General features: G+C 71.9%; 19 protein-coding genes and 7 tRNA genes. 9 read left to right on the top strand and 17 right to left on the bottom strand.

What is annotated here, in order from left to right; translation table 11 throughout:
• The first annotated feature begins 128 nt into the window (after positions 1-128).
• Positions 129-1,406: an ABC transporter substrate-binding protein gene (locus tag BMZ30_RS06885; RefSeq protein WP_093376509.1), complete on the top strand. Its 1,278-nt coding sequence runs from the start codon at positions 129-131 to the stop codon at positions 1,404-1,406.
• 95 nt (positions 1,407-1,501) lie between these two features.
• Positions 1,502-2,743, top strand: a complete 1,242-nt coding sequence (locus BMZ30_RS06880; protein WP_093376507.1) for an APC family permease — start codon at positions 1,502-1,504, stop codon at positions 2,741-2,743.
• Positions 2,744-2,749: 6 nt separating this feature from the next.
• Here BMZ30_RS06880 and BMZ30_RS06875 read toward each other — a convergent pair whose 3' ends face one another.
• From BMZ30_RS06875 to BMZ30_RS06860, 4 genes are read right to left on the bottom strand one after another with little or no spacing between them, the layout of a single operon-like run.
• Entirely contained in the window at positions 2,750-3,577 is an 828-nt protein-coding gene (locus BMZ30_RS06875) for an ABC transporter ATP-binding protein (RefSeq protein ID WP_093376503.1), read from the bottom strand.
• Positions 3,574-4,470 (bottom strand): ABC transporter ATP-binding protein, encoded by an 897-nt coding sequence (locus tag BMZ30_RS06870; protein ID WP_093376501.1) that lies wholly within the window; start codon positions 4,468-4,470, stop codon positions 3,574-3,576. The genes BMZ30_RS06875 and BMZ30_RS06870 overlap by 4 nt, the downstream gene beginning before the upstream one ends.
• Positions 4,460-5,446 (bottom strand): branched-chain amino acid ABC transporter permease, encoded by a 987-nt coding sequence (locus BMZ30_RS06865; protein WP_093376499.1) that lies wholly within the window; start codon positions 5,444-5,446, stop codon positions 4,460-4,462. Before BMZ30_RS06865 ends, BMZ30_RS06870 begins: the two co-directional genes overlap by 11 nt.
• 13 nt (positions 5,447-5,459) lie before the next feature.
• Positions 5,460-6,677 (bottom strand): branched-chain amino acid ABC transporter permease, encoded by a 1,218-nt coding sequence (locus BMZ30_RS06860; RefSeq protein ID WP_229828532.1) that lies wholly within the window; start codon positions 6,675-6,677, stop codon positions 5,460-5,462.
• A 382-nt stretch (positions 6,678-7,059) separates the two neighbouring features.
• Between BMZ30_RS06860 and BMZ30_RS06855 the strand changes: the two genes are divergently transcribed.
• Entirely contained in the window at positions 7,060-7,431 is a 372-nt protein-coding gene (locus tag BMZ30_RS06855) for a hypothetical protein (RefSeq protein WP_229828533.1), read from the top strand.
• Between the two features lie 83 nt (positions 7,432-7,514).
• On the opposite strand, the gene BMZ30_RS06850 is transcribed toward BMZ30_RS06855, so the two are convergent.
• From BMZ30_RS06850 to BMZ30_RS06840, 3 genes are read right to left on the bottom strand one after another with little or no spacing between them, the layout of a single operon-like run.
• Positions 7,515-8,318, bottom strand: coding sequence for an amino acid ABC transporter ATP-binding protein (locus BMZ30_RS06850; protein ID WP_093376489.1), 804 nt, complete (start codon positions 8,316-8,318; stop codon positions 7,515-7,517).
• Positions 8,305-8,973: an amino acid ABC transporter permease gene (locus BMZ30_RS06845; RefSeq protein ID WP_093376486.1), complete on the bottom strand. Its 669-nt coding sequence runs from the start codon at positions 8,971-8,973 to the stop codon at positions 8,305-8,307. The genes BMZ30_RS06850 and BMZ30_RS06845 overlap by 14 nt, the downstream gene beginning before the upstream one ends.
• Before the next feature lie 16 nt (positions 8,974-8,989).
• Positions 8,990-9,829, bottom strand: coding sequence for an amino acid ABC transporter substrate-binding protein (locus BMZ30_RS06840; protein ID WP_093376483.1), 840 nt, complete (start codon positions 9,827-9,829; stop codon positions 8,990-8,992).
• A gap of 348 nt (positions 9,830-10,177) precedes the next feature.
• On the opposite strand from BMZ30_RS06840, the gene BMZ30_RS06835 reads away from it, so the two are divergent.
• Positions 10,178-11,395 carry a cation:proton antiporter domain-containing protein gene (locus tag BMZ30_RS06835; RefSeq protein ID WP_093376479.1) on the top strand — a complete coding sequence of 406 codons (1,218 nt, stop codon included), beginning with the start codon at positions 10,178-10,180 and terminating at the stop codon, positions 11,393-11,395.
• A 9-nt stretch (positions 11,396-11,404) separates the two neighbouring features.
• Here BMZ30_RS06835 and BMZ30_RS06830 read toward each other — a convergent pair whose 3' ends face one another.
• From BMZ30_RS06830 to BMZ30_RS06805, 6 genes are all read right to left on the bottom strand, one after another.
• Complete coding sequence (locus BMZ30_RS06830) at positions 11,405-12,115, bottom strand: anti-sigma factor (protein ID WP_093376476.1); 711 nt, start codon at positions 12,113-12,115, stop codon at positions 11,405-11,407.
• A complete protein-coding gene (gene sigK, locus BMZ30_RS06825) occupies positions 12,112-12,705 on the bottom strand; it encodes an ECF RNA polymerase sigma factor SigK (RefSeq protein ID WP_093376471.1) in 594 nt (197 codons plus the stop codon). The genes BMZ30_RS06830 and sigK overlap by 4 nt, the downstream gene beginning before the upstream one ends.
• Positions 12,706-12,782: 77 nt before the next feature.
• Complete coding sequence (locus BMZ30_RS06820) at positions 12,783-14,102, bottom strand: hypothetical protein (RefSeq protein WP_093376468.1); 1,320 nt, start codon at positions 14,100-14,102, stop codon at positions 12,783-12,785.
• A 138-nt stretch (positions 14,103-14,240) separates the two neighbouring features.
• Positions 14,241-14,315 (bottom strand) — tRNA-Val (locus BMZ30_RS06815).
• 55 nt (positions 14,316-14,370) lie between these two features.
• Positions 14,371-14,441: transfer RNA gene (locus BMZ30_RS06810), tRNA-Cys, on the bottom strand.
• A gap of 40 nt (positions 14,442-14,481) precedes the next feature.
• Positions 14,482-14,553: transfer RNA gene (locus tag BMZ30_RS06805), tRNA-Gly, on the bottom strand.
• A gap of 151 nt (positions 14,554-14,704) precedes the next feature.
• On the opposite strand from BMZ30_RS06805, the gene BMZ30_RS06800 reads away from it, so the two are divergent.
• Entirely contained in the window at positions 14,705-15,364 is a 660-nt protein-coding gene (locus BMZ30_RS06800) for a DedA family protein (protein ID WP_093376464.1), read from the top strand.
• A complete protein-coding gene (locus BMZ30_RS06795; RefSeq protein ID WP_093376461.1) occupies positions 15,340-16,701 on the top strand; it encodes a dihydrolipoyl dehydrogenase family protein in 1,362 nt (453 codons plus the stop codon). Before BMZ30_RS06800 ends, BMZ30_RS06795 begins: the two co-directional genes overlap by 25 nt.
• Before the next feature lie 10 nt (positions 16,702-16,711).
• On the opposite strand, the gene BMZ30_RS06790 is transcribed toward BMZ30_RS06795, so the two are convergent.
• The 4 genes from BMZ30_RS06790 to BMZ30_RS06775 all read right to left on the bottom strand — a co-directional run bounded on the left by BMZ30_RS06790 (position 16,712) and on the right by BMZ30_RS06775 (position 18,122).
• Positions 16,712-17,761 carry a DMT family transporter gene (locus BMZ30_RS06790; protein WP_093376458.1) on the bottom strand — a complete coding sequence of 350 codons (1,050 nt, stop codon included), beginning with the start codon at positions 17,759-17,761 and terminating at the stop codon, positions 16,712-16,714.
• Between the two features lie 74 nt (positions 17,762-17,835).
• Positions 17,836-17,910 (bottom strand) — tRNA-Val (locus BMZ30_RS06785).
• A 25-nt stretch (positions 17,911-17,935) separates the two neighbouring features.
• Positions 17,936-18,009: transfer RNA gene (locus BMZ30_RS06780), tRNA-Cys, on the bottom strand.
• A gap of 41 nt (positions 18,010-18,050) precedes the next feature.
• Positions 18,051-18,122 (bottom strand) — tRNA-Gly (locus BMZ30_RS06775).
• A gap of 129 nt (positions 18,123-18,251) precedes the next feature.
• Here BMZ30_RS06775 and BMZ30_RS06770 point away from each other — a divergent pair.
• From BMZ30_RS06770 to BMZ30_RS06760, 3 genes are all read left to right on the top strand, one after another.
• Positions 18,252-19,352, top strand: a complete 1,101-nt coding sequence (locus BMZ30_RS06770; RefSeq protein ID WP_219810199.1) for a chorismate-binding protein — start codon at positions 18,252-18,254, stop codon at positions 19,350-19,352.
• The gene (locus tag BMZ30_RS06765) at positions 19,349-20,218 is read left to right on the top strand and encodes an aminotransferase class IV (protein WP_093376453.1); all 870 of its coding nucleotides are present in this window, start codon (positions 19,349-19,351) and stop codon (positions 20,216-20,218) included. The genes BMZ30_RS06770 and BMZ30_RS06765 overlap by 4 nt, the downstream gene beginning before the upstream one ends.
• Before the next feature lie 97 nt (positions 20,219-20,315).
• A tRNA-Val gene (locus BMZ30_RS06760) sits at positions 20,316-20,390 on the top strand.
• Positions 20,391-21,204 lie beyond the last annotated feature (814 nt).

The raw sequence follows: 21,204 nt of genomic DNA, 5'->3' as shown, positions 1-21,204 counted from the left end.
CGGACTTAACACCCAGTTAACAACACGACACAACTCGGACATACCTGGTGCGTAGGTTGGCCCGCATGCCTGACGCCGGCACCCGCGCCAGCGGACGCCGGTCCCACGTGCCAACGTAGGAGACGCTTATGAACCGCAGGACAACGACCATCCGCTCCCTGGCGCTGCTCGCGAGCGTGAGCCTCGTGCTCACGGCGTGCGGCTCCGACAGCGACGGCGACGCCACGCCGTCGGCGACCGGCGCGGCCACGACCGGCGCCTCAGGCGAGAGCCTCCTGCTCGGGACGCTCCTGCCGGTCACCGGTTCGCTCTCCCAGCTCGGTCCGCCCGAGATCGCAGGCGTGGACCTCGCCGTCAAGGAGATCAACGAGGCCGGCGGGGTGCTCGGCGCCGACGTCGAGGTCTCGCACAAGGACTCCTCGGACGCCGAGAACACCCAGGTCGCCACACAGTCGGTCACGGAGCTCATCAGCGAGGGGGCCTCGGCGATCATCGGCGCGGCGTCCTCTCAGGTGACGCTCAACGTGATCGACGACGTCGTCGGTTCCGAGACGGTGATGATCTCGCCCGCGAACACCTCGGCCACGCTGTCCGGGTACAGCGACTTCTTCTTCCGTACCGCCCCGCCGGACACCGTCCAGGGGGACGTCCTGGGCAACCTGATCCTGTCCGACGCCGCGGCGAACCTCAGCATCCTCGTCTTCAACGAGGACTACGGCACCGGGCTGCGGGACGTCGTCAAGGGCGTCGTCGAAGAGGCCGGTGGCACCGTGTCCTACGGCAACCCGGGCGAGGAGTTCGACCCGACCGAGCAGAACTTCTCCTCGATCGTCGGCAGCGCGCTGTCGAGCAGCCCGGACGCCGTGGCGATCATCGCGTTCACGACGCAGACGCCGCTGATCGTCCAGGAGCTCGTCAACCAGGGCTTCGACATGTCGAAGGTGTACTTCGTGGACGGCAACCTGCAGAACTTCGGCGACGAGTTCGACCCGGGCACGCTCGAGGGCGCGCAGGGCACCCTGCCCGGCGCGTTCCCCAGCGACGAGTTCCGCGACCGTCTCCTCGAGGTGAACCCTGACCTGAACGACTTCTCCTACGCAGCCGAGTCGTACGACGCGGCGATGCTCGCGTCGCTCGCGGCGGTCCGCGGCGGGGCGACCGACGGGGCGACCATCCAGGCCAACATGGCGGCCGTCTCGGGCGCCGAGGGCGGGACGGAGTGCACGGGCTTCGCCGAGTGCGCCGAGCTGCTCGAGGGCGACGAGGAGATCAACTACCAGGCCGTCTCCGGCGTGGGCCCGTTCAACGCCGCCAACGACCCGTCCGCCGCGAACATCGGCATCTACAAGTTCGACGGCGAGAACAACAACTCCTTCCAGCGCGGGGAGTTCGGCGAGATCGGCTGATGCTCTGTAGTCATGTGTGACGATGGCGGTCCCGGGTCTCCCGGGGCCGCCATCGCCGCGCTGCGCGCGGGACGACGCACGAGCGAGGGGGAACCGTGAGCCACGACGCGCTCGCACGTCGGCTGGGCACGGGGGACGCCGTGGGCATCGGGCTGGCCGCGATGCTCGGGGCCGGCGTGTTTGTCGCTTTCGGCCCGGCTGCCGCGGCTGCGGGCGGGTGGCTGGTCCTCGCCGTCGCACTGGCCGGCATGGTCGCCGCGGCCAACGCCACGTCCACGGCGCAGCTCGCCGTCGCCCACCCGACGTCGGGCGGCGTCTACGTCTACGGCCGGGCCCAGCTCGGCCCGTGGTGGGGCTACCTCGCAGGCTGGGGATTCGTGGTCGGCAAGACCGCCTCGTGCGCGGCGATGGCCCTGGCGTTCGGGACGTACGTCGCGCCCGAGGGCTGGGCGCGGCTGGCTGCGGCCGGAGTCGTGGTCGCGATCACGGCGGCGGGATACCGAGGGGTGCACCGGACCGCGCGGCTCGCGCGCTGGGGTGTCGCGATCGTGCTGATCTCCCTCGTCGTCGCCGTCGGCAGCGGCCTCGGTGACGGCGAGCTGCGGTGGGCCGAGGTTCCCGGTGCCTGGCCCGGGCTCGGCGGGGTGCTCGAGGGCGCCGGGTTGATGTTCTTCGCGTTCGCCGGGTACGCGCGGATCGCGACGCTCGGCGAGGAGGTCCGTGACCCGCGGCGCACGATCCCGCGGGCCATCGTGATCGGCCTAGGGGTCGTGCTGCTGGTCTACGTCGCCGTGGGCCTCGCGCTGCTCGGCACCCTCGGGGCCGACGGCGTCGCGTCGTCGAGCGCTCCGGTCGCCGCCATGGCGTCCCTCGGTGGGTCGTCGTGGGTCGGCGCCGTGGTCCGCGTGGGTGCGGCGGTCGCCGCTGCGGGTGCGCTGCTCGCGCTGCTGGCGGGTGTCGCGCGCACGGTCCTGGCGATGGCGCGCGAGCGGGACCTGCCTGGTGCCCTGGCCGCGGTGCACCCTCGGTTCGCGGTGCCGCACCGGGCCGAGCTGCTCGTGGCCGGCGTCGTCGTCGTGCTCGTGCTGACGGTGGACCTGCGCGGGGCGATCGGGTTCTCGTCGTTCGGGGTGCTGCTCTACTACCTCGTGGCCAACGTCGCGGCATTCACGCAGGGCCCGGGCGAACGCCGATATCCGCGGGCCGTCCAGGTGGCCGGCGCGCTCACCTGCGTCGCGCTGATGGCGTCGCTGCCGCGGGCGGCCGTCGTGGGCGGGCTCGTCGTGCTCGCCGTCGGCGTGGTGCTGCGTCTGGTCCGGGTGCGCCGCGTGGGGTGACGCCGCTCAGGACTCGGGAGTCTCCTGACCGCGCTGCGCGTCCTGCTCGGCCTCGGCGTCGGCCACGTCCTCCGCGAGCGTGCCCAGGTACAGCTCGATGACCTTGGGGTCGTGCATGAGCTGGCGACCAGGCCCGGAGTAGGCGTTCGCCCCCTGGTCCAGGACGTACGCGCGGTCGCAGATCTGCAGGCAGCGCCGCGCGTTCTGCTCGACGATCACGACGCTCACCCCCGCCTTGTTGATCTTGCGGGTGCGGATGAAGGCCTCGTCCTGGCGCACGGGGGAGAGGCCCGCGGACGGCTCGTCGAGCAGGAGCACCTGCGGGTCCATCATGAGCGCGCGCGCCATGGCGACCATCTGCCTCTCGCCGCCCGAGAGCGACCCGGCGCGCTGCCGACGGCGCTCGCCGAGCGCGGGGAAGATGTCCACGATCGCCTCGAACCGCTCCGTGAACTTCGACGGCGCCTGGAAGGCGCCCATCTGCAGGTTCTCCTCGATGGTCAGCGACGGGAAGACGTTGTTGTTCTGCGGGACGAACCCCACACCGCGGCGCACGAGCGAGTCCGCGCGATGGTTGGTGATGTCCTCACCCGCGAGCGTGACGGCGCCCGAGCGCACCTTGACGAGGCCGAACAGCGCCTTGAGCAGGGTCGACTTGCCGGCGCCGTTGGGGCCGATGATGCCGACGAGCTCGCCCTCGTGGACGTCGAGATTGCAGCCGTTGAGGATGTTGACGCCGGGCAGGTAGCCGGCGACGAGGTCCGCGGCGCGCAGCAGCGGCTCGCCGGCCGGGGCGCCGGCGTGGACGTCGTGTCGGTCGGTCGTGGTGCTCATGAGTGCTCCTCGAGCAGCGCGTCGTCGCCCAGGTCGGTGTTCTGGTGGGCGCCGAGGTACGCGTCGACGACGGCGGGGTCCTGCATGACGGTGGTGGGCGGCCCCTCGGCGACGATCCGCCCCTCGGCCATCACGACGACCCAGTCGGAGATGTGCCGCACCATGTGCATGTCGTGCTCGACGAACAGGACGGTCATGCCGTCGTCACGCAGCTGGGCGATGTGCCCGAGCAGCGACTGCGTGAGCGCGGGGTTCACGCCGGCCATGGGCTCGTCGAGCATGATCATGGTCGGCTCGCTCATGAGCGCGCGGGCCATCTCGAGCAGCTTGCGCTGGCCGCCGGACAGGCTGCCCGCGTACTCGTGGGCCTTGGTGTCCAGCTTGAACCGCTCGAGCAGGGTCATCGCCTGCTCGGTGATCTCCTTCTCGCGCGACCGCCAGAACATCGGCAGGAGCGCGAAGCCGAACAGCTCGCCGCGCTGGTCGCGGGCACCCAGGCGCATGTTCTCGAGGACCGTCATCCGGTTGAGCGCCTTGGTGAGCTGGAAGGTGCGGACCATGCCGGCCCGCGCCACCCGGGCCGCGCTGTGGCGCTCGATCCGGTGCTCGTCGAAGGTCCAGTGCCCCGAGCTCGGCCGGTCGAAACCGGTGAGCAGGTTGAAGAACGTGGTCTTGCCGGCGCCGTTGGGCCCGATCAGCGCCGTGATGGCGTGCCGGGGGACCTCGAGATGGTCCACGTCCACGGCGGTGACGCCGCCGAAGCTGCGGGTCACCTGGTCGGCGACGAGGATCGGGTCGGCCTTGGCTGCCCCGGGCTGGCGCGCGGTCGTGCTGAAGTCGGGGACGGCCGTCCGCGGTGCGGCCGGCGTCGTGGGTGCGGGCTCAGTGGGCATGGATCGCCAGCTCCTTCTTGTCCCCGAGGATCCCTTGTGGTCGGAAGATGATCAGCAGCATCAGGACGACGCCGACGATGACCCAGCCGAAAGCCTCGATCTGCGCGACGCTCATGACGTCTGCCGGAACGGTGGCTCGCATGACGGACTTGATCAGCATGAGCCCGGCCCAGAAGATCATCGAGCCGAGGATCGGTCCGAAGATCGTGGCGGCACCGCCGAGCAGCAGGATCGTCCAGATGTAGAAGGTCGTGGTGCGGCCCATCGCGTCCGGTTGCACGGCCCGGGGGAGCGCGTACACGATCCCACCGAGCGCGCCGAGCGTCCCGCCGAGCACGAGCGCCTGCATCTTGTACGCGAAGACGTTCTTGCCGAGCGAGCGGACGGCGTCCTCGTCCTCGCGGATGCCCTTGAGCACCCGGCCCCACGGGCTCTTCATGAGCCGCCAGACGACGAGGGCGATCGCGGCGACGAGGAGCCAGCCGACGATCCGCAGCCACCAGCTGTTCGACGCGTTGGTCGCGTACGTGAACGGGCCGAGGCTGAACGAACCGTCGGGGAACGGTGAGGCGTCCTGGAATGTGTGCTTGAAGGAGTTGCCGAGCAGCCCGTTGGACGCACCGGTGAGGTCGGTCAGCGCGGTCGAGCGGCCGACGAGCCGGACGATCTCCGCGGCGGCGATCGTGACGATCGCCAGGTAGTCGCCCCGGAGCTTGAGCGTCGGGATGCCGAGGATCGTCGCGAAGATCACCGCCAGCACGATCGAGACGCCGACGGCGGCCCACAGGGGCCAGCCCTCGATCGTCGCGATCGCGAAGCCGTAGGCGCCGAGCAGCATGAAGCCTGCCTGACCCATGTTGAGCAGGCCGGTGAGCCCGAAGTGCACGTTGAGACCGATGGCCGCGAGCGCGAACGCTGCGGTGGTGGGGGCGAACAGCTCGCCCGCGACGTTGGTGAGGATCAGTGACCAGTCCATGACGTTCCTCCCCTCAGCCGACCCGGTCGGGTCGGCCGAGAATGCCTTGTGGTCGCACGAGCAGGACGACGATCAGAATGAGCAGGGCGGCGGCGTAGCGCATGTCGCTCGGCAGCACGAGCGTGGACAGCTCGACGACGAGGCCGATCACGATCGAGCCAGCGAGTGCTCCGAACGCGGTGCCGAGGCCGCCGAGCGTGACGGCGGCGAACATGAGCAGCAGGATCGCGGTGCCCATGTTCCAGCGCGTGGCGCTGAAGTACAGGCCGATCAGGACCCCGCCGAGGGCTGCGAGGCCGGCGCCCATGGTCCACACGAGCCGGACGATGCGGACGACGTCGATGCCCGACGCCGAGGCCAGGGCAGCGTTGTCGGCGACCGCTCGGGCCGCGCGTCCCGTCCGGGTGCCCACGAGGAAGTACGCGACCCCGCCGAGCGTGAGGACGGCGATCAGCATCGACACGGCGGACTGCTCGGTGAGGAGCACGGGCCCGAGCTCGACCATCCGCGGCGTCGAGGTGACGATGCGGAGGCTGCCGCCACCGGCGAGGAGGTTGAAGGTGTACTGCAGGGCCATCGCCAGACCGATCGAGACGATCATCTGCTGGGTCAGCCCGACGTTGCGCTTGCGCAGCGGGGCCCACAGCGCGCGGTCCTGCAGGTAGCCCGAGGCGAGGCCGACGAGCACGGCGAGGGCGCCGGCGAGCACGAGCGGAACCCCCGCGCTCTGCACGAGGAAGTAGGCGATGAGGGCGCCCAGCGTGACCTGCTCGCCGTGGGCGAAGTTGCTCAGCCCCGTGGTCCCGTAGATCAAGGACAGGCCCACGGACGCGAGCGCGAGGAGCAGCCCGAAGAGCAGGCCGCTGACGACGAGCTGGGCGACCCTGTCCCCGGTGGACGCGCCCTCGGCCGAGGCCGTCTCGGGCGCGACGTCACCCTCGCCGTCGCCGCCGGGCGCTGGCGTGCCGGGGGTGCTCGGTTCGCTGGTCGCGCCGTCGGCCGGCGGGGCGACGGCGCCGCCCAGCGGAAACAGGACGCCGGCGCTGGCGCCGAGCGTGACGGTCACCGTCCGCGGGTTGACGGCGGGGTCGCGCAGCTGCTCCCCAGCAGGCAGGGACTCGACGTCGAGCTCGACGGTGTAGTCGCCGCTCTCGCCAACGCCTACGCTCCAGCGGCCGTCCTCACCGGTCGTCACCTCGATCGGCTCGCCCGGGCCGGTGATCGTGAGCACCACCCCGTCCGCGGGTTCGCCCGCCGAGGTCCGCAAGGCTCCTCCGAGGCACGCGGTCTCGGCGTCCGGGTCACAGGTCTCGGCTGCGTGCGCGGTCCCGTGTCCCAGGGCCAGCGCGGTGAGCAGCGCGAGAAGGAGGACCGCGACGTGCGCTGTTCGTCTCCACGTACTGACGGCAGAGGGCACCGGTAGTCTCCGTCCAGTCGTCGTCCGAGGTGGCCGCCTTTGCCCACCGGGTTGCCGGAGAGACTATGCCCCTCGAGTGTTTCCGATTTGTCACGAGCGCCGGTCAAGCGCGTTTCCCCCGGAATTATGCGGCAATCGACTGTGACCTGGATCTCATCATTCGGGCGGGATGGGTGCTCGCCCCTACCCTCGACCGGTGACCCTCACACCTGATCGCGCCGTCCCCGGCCTGACGGCCTGCTCGCTGTGCGCCGGCGAGACGCTCGAAGGCGTCGACACCGCTCCGGACGGACAGCTGGGCCGGCTCCGGCAGCTCGAGGCCGAGGGGGTGGCGCGCTTGACGCTCGTCGAGTGCCTCGACGAGTGCGAGCGCGGCGACGTCGTCGTGGCGCGCCCGACCTCGTGCCGGCGTGACGCCGGGGCTGCGCCGGTGTGGTTCGAGCAGCTGGCCGGCGACGCGCAGACGGCCGCCCTCGCGTCGTGGCTCCGAGCCGGCGGGCCGGGGAGCGCACCGCTGCCCTCCGAGCTGGAGCCGCGCGTGATCCGACGGGACGCGGTGGCCGACTGACGGCGCGCCGCCAGCAGCCTCAGTCGGCAGCCGCCGGCCAGCTCCAGCCCGGACGTCAGGTCGCCAGCGCGGCGCGCGCAGCGTCAGAACGGGTGCAGGAGCCGGCGGAGGAACTGCTGCGTGCGCTCGTGGGTGGGGTTGCGCAGCACCTGCTCGGGCGCGCCGCGCTCGACGATCGTGCCGCCGTCGACGAACGCGACCTCGTGGGCGACCTCGCGGGCGAACTGCAGCTCGTGGGTGACGACCACCATCGTCCAGCCCTCGAGCGCGAGCTCCTTCATGAGCCCGAGGACGTCGCCGACGAGCTCCGGGTCGAGTGCCGACGTCGGCTCGTCGAACAGCAGCACCTCGGGCCGCAGCGCCAGCGCGCGGACGATGCCGACGCGCTGCTGCTGGCCGCCCGAGAGCTCGAAGGGAAAGGCGTCGCGCTTGTCCGCGAGGCCGACGCGCGCGAGCAGAGCCTCCGCCTCGGCGCGCACCTCCGCGGGCTTCCGGCGCTGCACGACGACGGGCCCCTCCATGATGTTCTCGAGGACCGTCTTGTGGGGGAACAGGTTGTAGTGCTGGAACACCATCGCCGAGCGGTCCCGCAGGGCCGCGAGCTGGCGCTTGGACGGTCCCGAGGCGAAGTCCAGGGTGAGGTCGTCGCCCACGGTGATGACCCCGCCGTCGGCGACCTCGAGGCCGTTGAGGCAGCGCAGCGCGGTGGTCTTGCCGGAGCCGGACGGGCCGATGATCGCGAGGACCTGGCCGCGCTGGACGGACAGGTCGACCGAGCGCAGGACCTGGTTGTCGCCGAAGCTCTTCGCGAGCCCGCGGACCTCGAGGACGAGGCCGCCGGGAGGCGCCGTGCGGGGCGTGGTGGGGGACGGGTCAGTGGGCGACATAGCGGTCCAGCTTCTTCTCGATCGAGCCCTGAGCGGCGGACAGCGCGAGGCAGATCACCCAGTAGACGGCAGCGGCCTCGACGTAGAGGAGCATGAACTCGTTCGTGGACGAGGCGATCTCCTGGGCCTTGCGGAACGCCTCGGTGACCAGGATGAGCGAGGCGAGCGAGGTGTCCTTGACCAGGCTGATGAACGTGTTCGACAGCGGGGGGACCGAGACGCGCGCGGCCTGCGGGAGGATGATTCGCCGGAGAGCGACCGAGCGCGGCATGCCGATCATGTAGGCCGCCTCCCACTGGCCCTTGGGCACCGACAGGATGGCCGCGCGGATCACCTCGGCCGCGTAGCCGCCGACGTTGATCGAGAACGCGGCGATCGCGCTGGGCCACGGGTCGAGCACGATGCCGATCGTCGGCAGCCCGTAGAAGATCACGAACAGCTGGACGAGCAGCGGCGTGCCACGCACCACGGAGATGTACGCGCGCGCCGGCCCCGAGAGCCACCACCGGCCCGAGATCCGCATGAGAGCGAGCGCCAGGGCGAGGACGAGGCCGATCGCGAAGGATGCGAGCGTCAGCGGGATGGTCCCGCGGATCGCGCCCTCCACGATCGGCCACAGGGAGCTGGTGAACAGCTCCCACGACGTCTGGTTCATAGCGACGATGCTCGCATCACTTCGAGACGTCTGCGCCGAAGTACTTCTCGGAGATCTCGGTCAGGGTGCCGTCCTGAGCCAGGGTGGCGAGGGCCTCGTCGACGGCGGCGGCGAGCGCCTCGTCGCCCTGGGCGAACGCGAAGGCGCTGCGCGAGGTGTCCTCGGTCTCGGCCGCGATCTTCAGGCCGGTGTCGCCGCCCTGCTGCTGCTGGTAGTCGAGGAACGTGAGCTTGTCGTTGATGGTCGCGTCGACGCGGCCCTGCTGGACGAGCGTGGCGGCCTGCGCCCACCCCTCGACGCCCTCGATCTGCGCGCCAGACTCCTCGGCGAGCGTCTTCCAGTTGCTCGTGAGCGACTGGGCGGTGCGCTTGCCCGAGAGGTCGGCGAACGAGGTGATGTCGGTGTTGTCCTCAGGGACGACGACGACGCCGGTCGAGATCGTGTACGGCTCGGAGAAGGTGTACGAGCCCTCGCGGTCCGGCGTGATCGAGACCTGGTTGGCGATCACGTCGAAGCGGCCAGCCTCGAGGCCCGCGAAGATCGCGTCCCACTGGGTCTCCTCGAACTGGACCTCGAGGCCCATCTCCTCGGCGACGGCCGTGATGACCTCGACGTCGTAGCCGGTCAGGTCGCCGGCGCCGTCCTCGTGGAAGGAGAACGGACGGTAGGTGCCCTCGGTGCCGACGATGATCGAGCCGCGCTCCTCGACGTCGGTCAGCGACGTGTCGGCACCGCCGGCCGCGGGGGTGGTCGAGGACGTCGCCGGTGCGTCGGCGTCCGAGGAGCAGGCGGCGAGGCCGAGCGCGAGGACGGCAACGGCCGAGGTGCGGGCGAGGAACGAGCGGGCGATGGCCATGAGGAGCTCCTTCGATGGGCGCCGGGGCGGCGCGAGGGGGATGCGCGGCGGAGAGCCGCTGCGGCGTGGGCCGCGAGAGGGTGCGCGCAGACGGCGATCAGCCGTGGCGGGCGGGGGCTGGTCCGAGCGGACCGAGCGGGGCGCGACGGGCGCGCGGTGCGGTCAGCTCAACAACAGCGCAGACAGCACGCCGGACAGCACGAGACCCGCGAGGCGCGGACGGCGAGGGCCGTGCGCGCAGGGGTGTGGTCGTGGCCGGACATGGAACCATTGGACCACAGCCCACGCCTCGGGTCACGCCACGGATGATGTGATGCACGTCCCGTGCGCCGTGGATAGCGTCGAGCCATGTCGACCGCTCAGCTCCCGCTCCTGTACGCCGCCGTCGGCGTCGCCGCAGTGGTGCTCGTCCTGGTCTCTCGGCAGATCCGGCGCTGGCCGGTCACCGAGCCGCTGGTCGGGCTCGTCCTCGGGGTCCTGCTCGGGCCCGCGGTGGCGGGGTGGCTGACGCTCGACGAACCTGCGAGGACACCGGTGCTGCTCGAGTCGGCCCGGGTTCTCCTCGCGTGGTCGGTGATGGCTGCGGCACTGCGCTTCTCGGCTCGCGACCTCCGGCCGCTCGTGCCTCAGCTCACCCTGCTGGTCGCCGTGATCATGCCCGTCGCCGCGCTCATCTCCAGCGCCGCGGCGTTGCTGCTCGGCGTGCCCGTCGCGCTCGCCCTCGTGATCGGTGCGTCGCTCAGTCCGACGGACCCGGTGCTGGCGGCGTCGGTCGTCTCGGGCGAGCCCGCCGAGGAAGGGCTGCCCGCGCGGCTGCGAGCGCTGCTGACCGGGGAGAGCGGCGCCAACGACGGGCTCGCGCTCCCACTCGTGGGGGTCGCGATCGCGCTCGCGGTACCGCACGGTGGCTCCGGCGGTGAGGTCGCGGGACGGCTCGCGTGGGAGGTCCTGGGAGGCGCGGCCATCGGCGCGATCCTCGGAGCAGCTGCGGCCTTCGGGATCATGCTGGCCACCAAGGAGCGCAGCCTCTCCGGGGGGCCGGAGCTCGTGTTCACGCTGCTGCTCGCCCTCGGTGTCCTGGGCGTCGCCAGGCTCGCGAGCACCGGGGGAGTGCTCGCGGTGTTCGTCGCGGGCCTCGCGTACAACCACTGGTGCGGTGATGACCTGCGCGTCGAGCAGGACAGCATCGACGAGGCGGTGAACCGGTACGCCGTCGTGCCGTTCTTCGTGCTGTTCGGTGCCGTGCTGCCGTGGGAAGAGTGGGGTGCGCTCGGCTGGCCGGCCCTCGGCTTCGTGGCGGCGGTGTTCGCGCTGCGCCGGCTGCCCGCGGTGCTGGTGCTGCGCCGGAACCTCGCGCTCGACGGTCGGCAGGGCCTGTTCCTCGGTTGGTTCGGGCCCATGGGCGTCAGCGCGGTCTTCTACCTGCTGCACAGCAGGCACGAGGGCGTGCTCGAGCCGGAGGTCTGGGCGGCCGGGTCGCTCGCGGTCGCGGTGAGCGTCGTGGTGTTCGGCGTGAGCGCCGCGCCGGGGGTCACGGCGTTCGCGCGGTCGACGTCGTCGGACTGAGCCCCCGACTCACCCAGCGCTGAGGACCACCAGGGGCTCGGTCGTCGGCTGCAGGGATCCGCCGACCGGCTCAACGGTGACGGCCAGAGCTGCCTCGGGGGCTAGCGCGGTGACGTCGGCGAGCGCGCCGCCGTCGGAGACCTCGAGCAGCCCCGCCGACGTCGCAGCGCCGTCGGCGACAATCCAGAGCTGGTAGTCGCGGCCGTCGAGCGCCGGAAGGTCCTGAGCGGTGAAGAGCGTCGCGCCTTCCGCCACGATCGCCGTCGCCGTCCCGCCCCCGGTGACCGGGGCCTGGACGAGCCGCGCCCCGGGGCGGGCGAGCGCGTCGTCGAGCGCCTGCGTCTGGCGCTCGAGCTGGGAGACCTGGCTCGCCTGGTAGAGCGCGACGCCCGTCGGGACGGCCGCGCCCAGCAGGAACGCCGCGGCGACGGCGGCCACGCGCCCGAGCGGGAGGCGACGGTCGGCTCGAGCGGGCGGCGCGGGCGCGACGCCGGCTTGCGGCGTGGTGGCGATCTGGGCGAGCACCGCGGCGCGCGTGGCGTCGGGGGCGGGCGCAGATGCGTGCGAGGCGAGGGCCGCAGCGGTCTCCCGCAGTGCCCGGCCCTCCGCCGCCAGCGCCGGATCGGCACGCATCGCGCGCTCGACCGCAGCGCGCTCGACGTCGTCCACGGCATCGAGCGCCCAGGCGGCGAGCAGCTCGCGGTCGTCGTCGTCGGTCATGACGACACCCCCAGGCAGTCGCGCAGACGGAGCAGGCCGTCGCGGATCCGTGACTTGATCGTCGGGAGCGCCGCGCCGGTGGTCTCCGCGACCTCGCGGTAGGTGCGTCCGCCGTAGTACGCGCTCATCACTGCCTCCCGCTGTAGTTCGCTGAGCGAGCCCAGACAGCCCGCGACGCGGTCGCGCTCCTCGTTGCTGACGACGGTCTCGGCGACCTCGTCGTGCGGCCGTTCGTAGCTCTGGATGCCGATCGTGGTGTCGCGCTCGCGCGCGGCCTGGACGGAACGGACCAGGTCGATCGCCCTGCGGTGCCCCATCGTCGCGACCCACGCCAGCACGCTGCCGCGCGCGGGATCGAACCGGCCGGCGGTGCGCCAGATCTCGACCATGACGTCCTGGGTGAGCTCGGCGGCGAGGTCGGGGTCCCGCAGCACCCGCAGCGCGGTGCCGTGGACCAGGGGCGAGGTCTCGTCGTAGAGCTCGGCGAAGGCCTCCTGGTCGCCGTCGACGACGCGGGCGAGCACGCCGGCCAGCCGTCGGGACCGCTCGGCCTGGCTCTCGCGGGGGAGCGAGGCGCTGGGCGAGGTCATCGGGCCATTGTGCCGTGCGGGCAGGCTCCGTGCTGACCGGGAGGCGGCGGTACGCGCCACCTCCCGGTCGAGCGGACTCAGCCCTGGACGAGTGCCTCGTTGAGCGAGTCGATCGCGCCGCCGAGCGTCCTGACGTGCATCGCCAGGCCATCGGCGATGTCCTGTGCCGGGAGCTCGCCGTTCGAGATCCCAGCGAAGAACTCGCCCGCGGTCGCGCGGTACGCGTCGAGCTCGGCGAGGGCCTCCTGGGCGGCGGCGTCGTCACCCATGGCGACCGCGTTCGCGTAGTCGACGAAGTAGCCGATGTGCTCACGCCACAGCTCGAGGAACGCGGTGCCGTTCTCCTCGCCAGCGAGCGAGCCGATGCCCTCGGAGAGGGCGACGGAGTTCGCGTCCAGGGTCGCAGCGGCGGCGGCGAACGCCTCCGACTCGGTCCCGCCCTCTGAGGTGTACGCGGTGAAGACCGCGATGCCCGCGAGGTAGACGTGCTCCTGGAGGCCCGCGGTCAGCGTGGCGCGCAGGGTCGAGGCCTCGTCGGCCGGGTCGCCCTCGAGGTCCGCGGCGGTGGTGAGGCCGCCAGCGATCACCGCGGCGCCCTCACCCACGTGCATCGCCGCGGTGCGCAGCGAGTCGAACGCGTCAGCGCTGCCGGCGGCGAAGCCGTCGATCGCCTTCGTCAGTGTGGTGATGTGCATCTCGAGCGACATGGCGATGTCGCTCGCGGGGAGCTCGCCACCGCTGACGTCCTCGAAGAACGCGCCCGCGTCGCCCGTGTACCCGGCGAGGTTGTCCAGTGCGGTCTGCTTGGCCTCGGCGTCGCCGGTCTTCTCCGCGACCGCGTAGTCGACGAAGTAGCCGATGTGCTCACGCCACAGCGCGAGGAACGCCTCCTCCTGCTCCGGGGTGGAGAACTCACCGATGGCCTCGGAGAGCGCGACCGTGTTCACGTCGAGCGTCGCCGCTGCGGCCTCGAACTCGGCCGAGTCGGGCGCCGTGGCGTAGGCGGTCGCGACGGCCATCCCGGCCAGGTACACGTGCTCCTGGAGCAGCGACGTCAGGCCGGAACGCAGGTCGGCCGCCGGAGAGGTCGCGTCGCCCGGGAGGTCGAGGGCCGCGGCGAACCCGGCAGCGAGGGTCTTCGCCGTGCCGGGCATGTGCTGCGCCGCCGTGCGGGCGTCGGCGAACGGGTCGCCCGTGCCCTCGGGGTCGAGGGCAGACATGTCCATGTCGTCCGCGGGGGCGGACGTGCCCGGGTCCATCGGGGCCTCGGTCTGGGTCATCGTCGCGACAGGACCCATGTCGTCGGAGTCCGAGCTGCACGCGGCCAGGCCGAGCGCGAGGGCGATCGTGGCGCCGAGGGCGACGGTCGGGCGGAGGTAGGGGAGTGAGGTCTGCACGGGGTGCTCCTTCGTCGTGACGGTTCTTGCTCGGTCACAAGAGGTTCGGAGCGGACGCGCGGGTGGATGGGTGCGACTTTCGCGGGCACGCAGAAGGCCGCCCCGGATCTCTCCGGGACGGCCCTCTGAGTGCTGTGCTGGTGGGCGATACTGGGATCGAACCAGTGACCTCTTCCGTGTCAGGGAAGCGCGCTACCGCTGCGCCAATCGCCCTCGTGCTGGGTGGTGGGAATCGTTGCGCATCCGCACCTCGCCCGGTCGTGCTGCGAGGTGGAGATGGGATTCGAACCCACGTGTACGGCTTTGCAGGCCGCTGCCTCGCCTCTCGGCCACTCCACCGTGCAAGCCTCTCGCCCGGCGAGCCGGTTGAGCTGCTCCGAGCGGATGACGGGATTCGAACCCGCGACCCTCACCTTGGCAAGGTGATGCTCTACCACTGAGCCACATCCGCATGATTCCGAGGGCCCGATGAAGCGGCCGTTCGGTGCGTGTACACGTTAGTCGAACGATCATGGATTCCCCAAACCGCGGTCGACGTGGTCCGGGCGTAGCATGGCTGGTCGGCGGCCGACCGGCGTCGGCGTGGTCGGGAGGAGCCTGAGATGGACGCATGGCTCCTCGCGCTGGCTGCCTCGCCGCTCGTCTACCTGGGGATGTTCGCGTTTGCGTTCATCGACGGTTTTTTCCCGCCGATCCCCAGCGAGGCGGCGCTCGTCGGGCTCGCCGCGCTGTCGGTCTCGGGAGAACAGACGAACCTTCCCGTGCTCCTGCTCGTCGCGGCGCTCGGCGCGTTCGGCGGCGACCTGGTCGCGTACGCGATCGGCACGCGGATCGACGTGTCCCGCATCCCGATCCTGCGCAGCGGTCGCGGGCGGCGCAGCGTGCTGTGGGCGGAGAACGCCCTTGCCCACCGCGGCCCGAGCTTCATCCTGGCCGCGCGGTTCATCCCCATCGCGCGCGTGGCGGTCAACGTCAGCGCCGGCGCGCTCGGCTACCCCCGGGCCAGGTTCGTGGCCCTCGCGGCCGCGGGTTCGGTCATGTGGTCGCTGTACTCGGCGGCGCTCGGCATCGGCGCTGGGTCGTGGCTGACCGGCCGCCCGATGCTCGCCGTCGTCGTCGGTGTCGCGGGCGGCATCGTGATCGGTGTCGGCGTCGATCGACTGCTGAAGCTCATCGCTCCGGACAGCGCCGTCGTGGCGCTCGAGGGTGGTGTCGACGAGTCCCCTGAGGAGGAACCATGCGGGAGTTCGATGTCGCGGTGATCGGGATGGGTCCGGGCGGCGAGCACGTCGCCGGGACCCTCGCAGAACGAGGCCTGCGGGTGCTCGGCATCGAGCGCGGCCTGGTGGGCGGGGAGTGCCCGTACTGGGGATGCGTGCCCACCAAGATGATGATCCGCGCAGCCGACGCCCTGGCCGAGGCCCGACGCTTGGCGCAGCTGGCCGGGAGCGCCGGCGAGGTCCGCCCCGACTGGTCGGTCGTGGCGCGGCGCATCCGCGAGGAGGCCACGGACTCCTGGGACGACTCGGTCGCGGCGGAGCGGTTCACCGCCAAGGGCGGGACGCTGGTGCGCGGCACTGGCCGCATCGCGGGACCCGGGCGGGTCGAGGTCGACGGCACCACGTACGCCGTGACCCGCGGCATCGTCGTCGCGACCGGGAGCCGTCCCGCGATCCCGCCGATCGACGGCCTGAGCGACGTCGACTTCTGGACCAACCACGACGCGGTCGAGGCCGAGGAGCTGCCCGCGTCGCTCGTCGTGCTCGGCGGCGGGGCGATCGGCTGCGAGCTGGCGCAGGTCCTGGCGCGCTTCGGCGTCGAGGTGACGATCGTCGAGGGCGGCGACCGGCTGCTGGCGAAGGAGGAGCCCGAGGCGAGCGAAGCGCTGCGTCAGGTCTTTGAGCGGGAGGGGATTGCCGTCCGGACCGGGGCCCGGGTTGCGCGCGTCTTGCGGGACGGGACCGCCGCCGTCGTCGTCGTGCTCGAGGGCGGGGAAGAGCTGCGGGCGGAGCGGCTGCTCGTCGCCACGGGACGCCGCACGGACGTCGGCGAGGTCGGTCTCGGCGCCGTCGGCGTGGACACGTCGGCCCGTGCCGTCCCGGTGGACGACCGGCTCCGGGTCGCCCCCGGCGTGTGGGCGGTCGGTGACCTCACCGGCAAGGGCGCGTTCACGCACGTGTCCATGTACCAGGCGGGCATCGTGATCCGCGAGCTCCTGGACGAGCCAGGGCCGGCAGCGGACTATCGCGCGCTGCCGCGCGTGACGTTCACCGATCCTGAGATCGGCGCGGTCGGCCTCACCGAGGCGCAGGCGCGCGAGGCTGGGCTGACGGTCCGCACCGGGACGACCGCGACGTCGAGCAGCTCCCGCGGTTGGATCCACGGGCCCGGCAACGAGGGCCTCATCACGCTGGTCGCCGACGCCGATCGCGGCGTGCTCGTCGGCGCGACGGCGATGGGGCCGGCCGGGGGAGAGGTGCTCGGTGCGCTGTGCGTCGCCGTGCACGCGCAGGTGCCGATCGACTCGCTCCGGTCGATGATCTACGCCTACCCGACGTTCCACCGTGGCATCGAGGACGCGCTGCGGGACCTGGGGTAGCTGCTGCCCCTCAGTGCGCGTGCCGGTGGTGGACGTCGGGGACGTGCGGGTGGCTGTGCTCGATCCGCTCGTGGGTGTGCGGGTGCTGGTGGCGGCCCGTGAACCCGTCGGCGTGCACGTGGTCGTGGTGACCGTCGTCGTGCGTGTGCTCGTGGTCGTGCTCGAGGGCCTCGTGGACGTGGTGGTGCTCGTGCGCGGAGCGCGAGACGAGGGCGACGCCGCCGACGGCGATGACCAGCGCCGCCACCGCCGCAGCGGTCACGGGCTCGCGGAAGACGGTCCACGCGACCAGCACGCCGAGGAACGGCGCGGTGGCGAACACGACCTGGGCGCGGGCCGCGCCGAGGTCGCGCGCGCCAGCGACCCACAGCGTGATCGACAGCCCGTAGCCGAGCGCGCCGATCACCAGGGCGGCGCCCAGGGCTGGCAGGGCGGGTGCAGACGCGACGCTCAGCCCGATCGCGGTGTTCACGCCCCCGGCCACCAGACCCTTGGCGAGGGTGATGTGCGCGGGGGCGAGCTCGTCGAGCTCGGCGGTGACGCTGTTGTCGACCGCCCAGCACACGCACGCGAGGGCGATCAGCGCGGCACCGGTCCGCAGGTCGGCGGTCGCGCCCGGCCCCGACAGCACGAGGCTCGCGACGGCCACGAGGCCGGCGCCGACCGCCACGCGGCGTCCGATGTGCTCCCGGAAGACGAGCCCCGCGATGACGATCGTGAACACGAGCTCCAGGTTGAGCAGGAGCGAGGCGTTGGCACCGGTCGTGTAGCGCAGGCCGAGGGCGAGCAGCACGGGCCCGACGGCGCCGCCGAGCACGACCGCGGTAGCGAGCCGAGGAGCACCACGGCGGAGCGCCGCGGGGTCGGGCCGGTGCCGGAGGCTCACCGGGAGGACCGCGAGGGCGGCGCCGAGGTACAGCAGTCCCGCCAGCGTGAAGGGGTTGATGTCCCGGGCCAGCTGTGCGGCGAACGGTGTGGACGCCCCGAACAGCAGGGCCGCGAGGCCGGCGCGGACGACGCCGCGTCGCAGCGTCAGGCTGGAGGGCGTCGGGGAGGTCATGCGTCGAGCGTAGCCAGGGAAGCGGTGTCCCCGGGGCACGAAGAAGGCCCCAGGTCATCGACCTGGGGCCTTGCTGGTGGGCGATACTGGGATCGAACCAGTGACCTCTTCCGTGTCAGGGAAGCGCGCTACCGCTGCGCCAATCGCCCGCGACTCAACCCGAGGGTTGTGCCGTGGAGGTGGAGACGGGATTCGAACCCGTGTGGACGGCTTTGCAGGCCGCTGCCTCGCCTCTCGGCCACTCCACCGTTCGAGTCGGGTGCCGGGATGAACCGGTGCCACGTCTCCGAGCGGATGACGGGATTCGAACCCGCGACCCTCACCTTGGCAAGGTGATGCTCTACCACTGAGCCACATCCGCATGACTGTGACCGGTGACCCGGCCGCAGCAACGGACAAACACTAGCCGGTCATCGGACCGAACGTCCAACTCACACCGGTGTGGTTCACGACGGCGCCCCGGAAGCACCCGCTTGGGTAGGTTGTGTCCGTGCCCGCCCTGCCTCCGACCGCCCGCCCGGGATGGGCGCGCTTCGGCGGCGTCAGCGCCTGCGGCGCGGTCGAGTGCGTCGACCTGTCCGACGACGTCGGCCGGGCCCGCCTGGACGAGGGCCTGTGGTTCGTGTCGCTCGGGTTCGAGGGCACGGGTCACGCGTGGAGGTTCGCCGAGGTCACGCGAGACGACGACGGCGCGCACGGCTCGTCGTCGGCGCTCTCCGACTACCCGCGGACGGGTTGGCGCGGCCCACGGGCCGACGCATGGGGCAGCTCGGCGACGGCGGAGCGGTACCGGCACGCGGTCGACGTCGTGCGCGCCTCGATCCGGGCGGGGGAGACCTACCAGGTGAACGTCTGCCGGGTGCTCGACGCGCCGCTGCCGGCGGGCGACGACGTCGCCGAGCCGGACGCGGCGTCGTTCGCTGCGCTCCTGGCCAGGGAGAACCCGGCGCCGCACGCGGGGTGGCTGCACGTCCCGGCGTCGTCGGGCCTGACTCCGGCGTGGCTCGTGTCCGCCTCGCCGGAGCTCTTCCTGCGGCGCGACGGGGACCGGCTGACGTCGCGGCCGATCAAGGGCACCGCGCCGACCGCCGCCGGGCTGCTGCCCAAGGACGAGGCCGAGAACGTGATGATCGTCGACATGGTCCGCAACGACCTGCTGCGCGTGTGCGCGCCAGGGTCGGTCGAGGTCGAGGCGCTGCTGGCCCTCGAGGAACACCCGGGCCTCGTGCACCTGGTCTCGACGGTCGCTGGCAACCTGCGCGGTCCGGGCGTCGGCTGGGCACAGATTCTCGACGCGACCTTCCCGCCGGCGTCGGTGTCCGGGACGCCCAAGCAGGCGGCCCTCGACGTCATCGCGGCGCTCGAGCCCGCGGCGCGCGGTCCGTACTGCGGCGCGTTCGGCTGGATCGACGGTGATGCGCGGCGTGCCGAGCTCGCCGTCGCGATCCGCACGTTCTGGTGGGCCGACGGCGTCCTGCGGTTCGGCACCGGCGCGGGAATCACGTGGGGGAGTGACCCCGACGGCGAATGGCACGAGACTGAGCTCAAGGCGCGCCGTCTGGTGGGCCTGGCCTCGAAGGAGACAGCATGACGGTGGTGTGGTGCAACGGGTCCTTGCGCGACCCGGACGAGCCGATGATCAGCGTGCTCGACCACGGGCTGACCGTGGGCGACGGCGTGTTCGAGACGTGCGGGGTGCTCGACGGACAGGCGTTCGCGCTGACGCGGCACCTGGACCGGTTGGCGCGCTCGGCCGCCGGGCTCGGCGTCGACCTGCCTGCTGACGCAGAGATTCGCCGGGGCGTGGCCGAGGTGCTCGCGGCACTGCCCGCGGAGGAGCCCGGCCAGGCGACGCGGCTGCGCATCACCGTGACTGCTGGGCCCGGTCCACTCGGGTCGGCGCGCACGCCCGGGTCCACACCCACGCTCGTCGTGGCGGCGGCGAGCGGCCCGGCCAGCGTCGACGCACGCGTGGTGCGCGTGCCGTGGGTGCGCAACGAGCGCTCCGCCGTCGCAGGTCTGAAGACGACGTCGTACGCCGAGAACGTGGTCGCCCTCGCCTACGCGAAGGAGCGGGGGGCCGACGAGGCGCTGCTCGCCAACACGGTCGGCGAGCTGTGCGAAGGCACCGCAGCGAACGTGTTCGTCGAGCGCGACGGTGAGGTGCTGACTCCGCCGTTGTCGAGCGGTTGCCTCGGGGGCATCACCCGCGACCTCGTCCTGCTGTGGGGGCAGGAGGCGGGCCTCGCGGTCCGCGAGGCTTCGGCTGGGGAGCTCAGGTACGAAGACGTGCTGGCCGACGTCGAGGCCCGGCGGGCGTCGCTGGCGATCAGCGGGTCCGTGCGCGGGCCGGTGCCTGTGGTCGCGCTCGACGGGACGGCCACGGTGCCTGGTGCGCTGCTCGCCGAGCTGTGCGCGCTGTATGCGGCCCGCGTGAACGACGACCTCGACCCCTGAGGGCGCGCGGCGGGGCCGGTTTCGGCAATCGGCCCGACGTCCGCTAGCATCTTCCTCGGCACGCGAACGGCGCACAGCGTCGGTCCGCAGGCCGCTGGGGCGATTGGCGCAGTGGTAGCGCGCTTCGTTCACACCGAAGAGGTCACTGGTTCGAACCCAGTATCGCCCACCAGCATTTGCCCAGGTCAGAGGCCATGAGGCCGGTCGAACAGGTTGTGAACTAGGCCCCGATGGAGGGGGTGACCCCAGTTCGGACCCAACTAGCGTCGCGGAAGTTGACCCACCTTCTCGACGTTTCAGCCTTCTGCGGCGGCAGCTCGAGCGAGTTTGACCCAACTGCTGCCGAGTAGAGGCGGATACGCGTCCCGGACGAAGGACGCTGGCGCACCGCCGTCTTGCGCAGTCACCGGCCCCTCGAGCGGTGACCTCAGGTGCGCCTGCCTAGCATCGGCCGACCGCGAACAGGCTCCGAAGTCAGTGCCGTTTGCCGAGGCCCGGGAGGCCCCCGCTGACTGTCCGGACCGACCGGCGGCCGCCGACGGTGCGCCGCTTCAGAGCCACGCACTTTCCGCACCTCTTGATGTGGGCACGATCGGGCTCTGGCATGAAGAGTGCTGTGCATACCGTGCAGACCCGCCACCCCTTCTCGAGTGCGCAGGCCCGGCAGAGGTTGATTCTCTTGCTGTGTTGAGTTCTCTTCGCGCAGCGCGTGCACGGGAGCAATGGGACCGGTCCGCCCGCCATGTGACAGAGACTAGCGCTCAATGGCGACAGCACTGGGCCCGCGCTGCGGATGCTCAGCTAGAAGCCGAGGGCGCGGCCCAAGCCCTCCATCGCCTTCCGGTGCGACTCTGGGGAGACATGGCCGTAGGTGTTGGCGGTGATCTGGATACTGGCGTGGCCGAGCATCGCGCCACGATCGTGCCGGGGAAGAGGAACTCACCGGACAGGACCTCGTGAGCGCGCTCCGCGGTGGGTACGTTGCG

The sequence above is a fragment of the Flavimobilis marinus genome, from assembly GCF_900113055.1.
Classification (GTDB): domain Bacteria; phylum Actinomycetota; class Actinomycetes; order Actinomycetales; family Cellulomonadaceae; genus Flavimobilis; species Flavimobilis marinus.
This window is presented reverse-complemented; position numbering and strand designations above follow the sequence as displayed.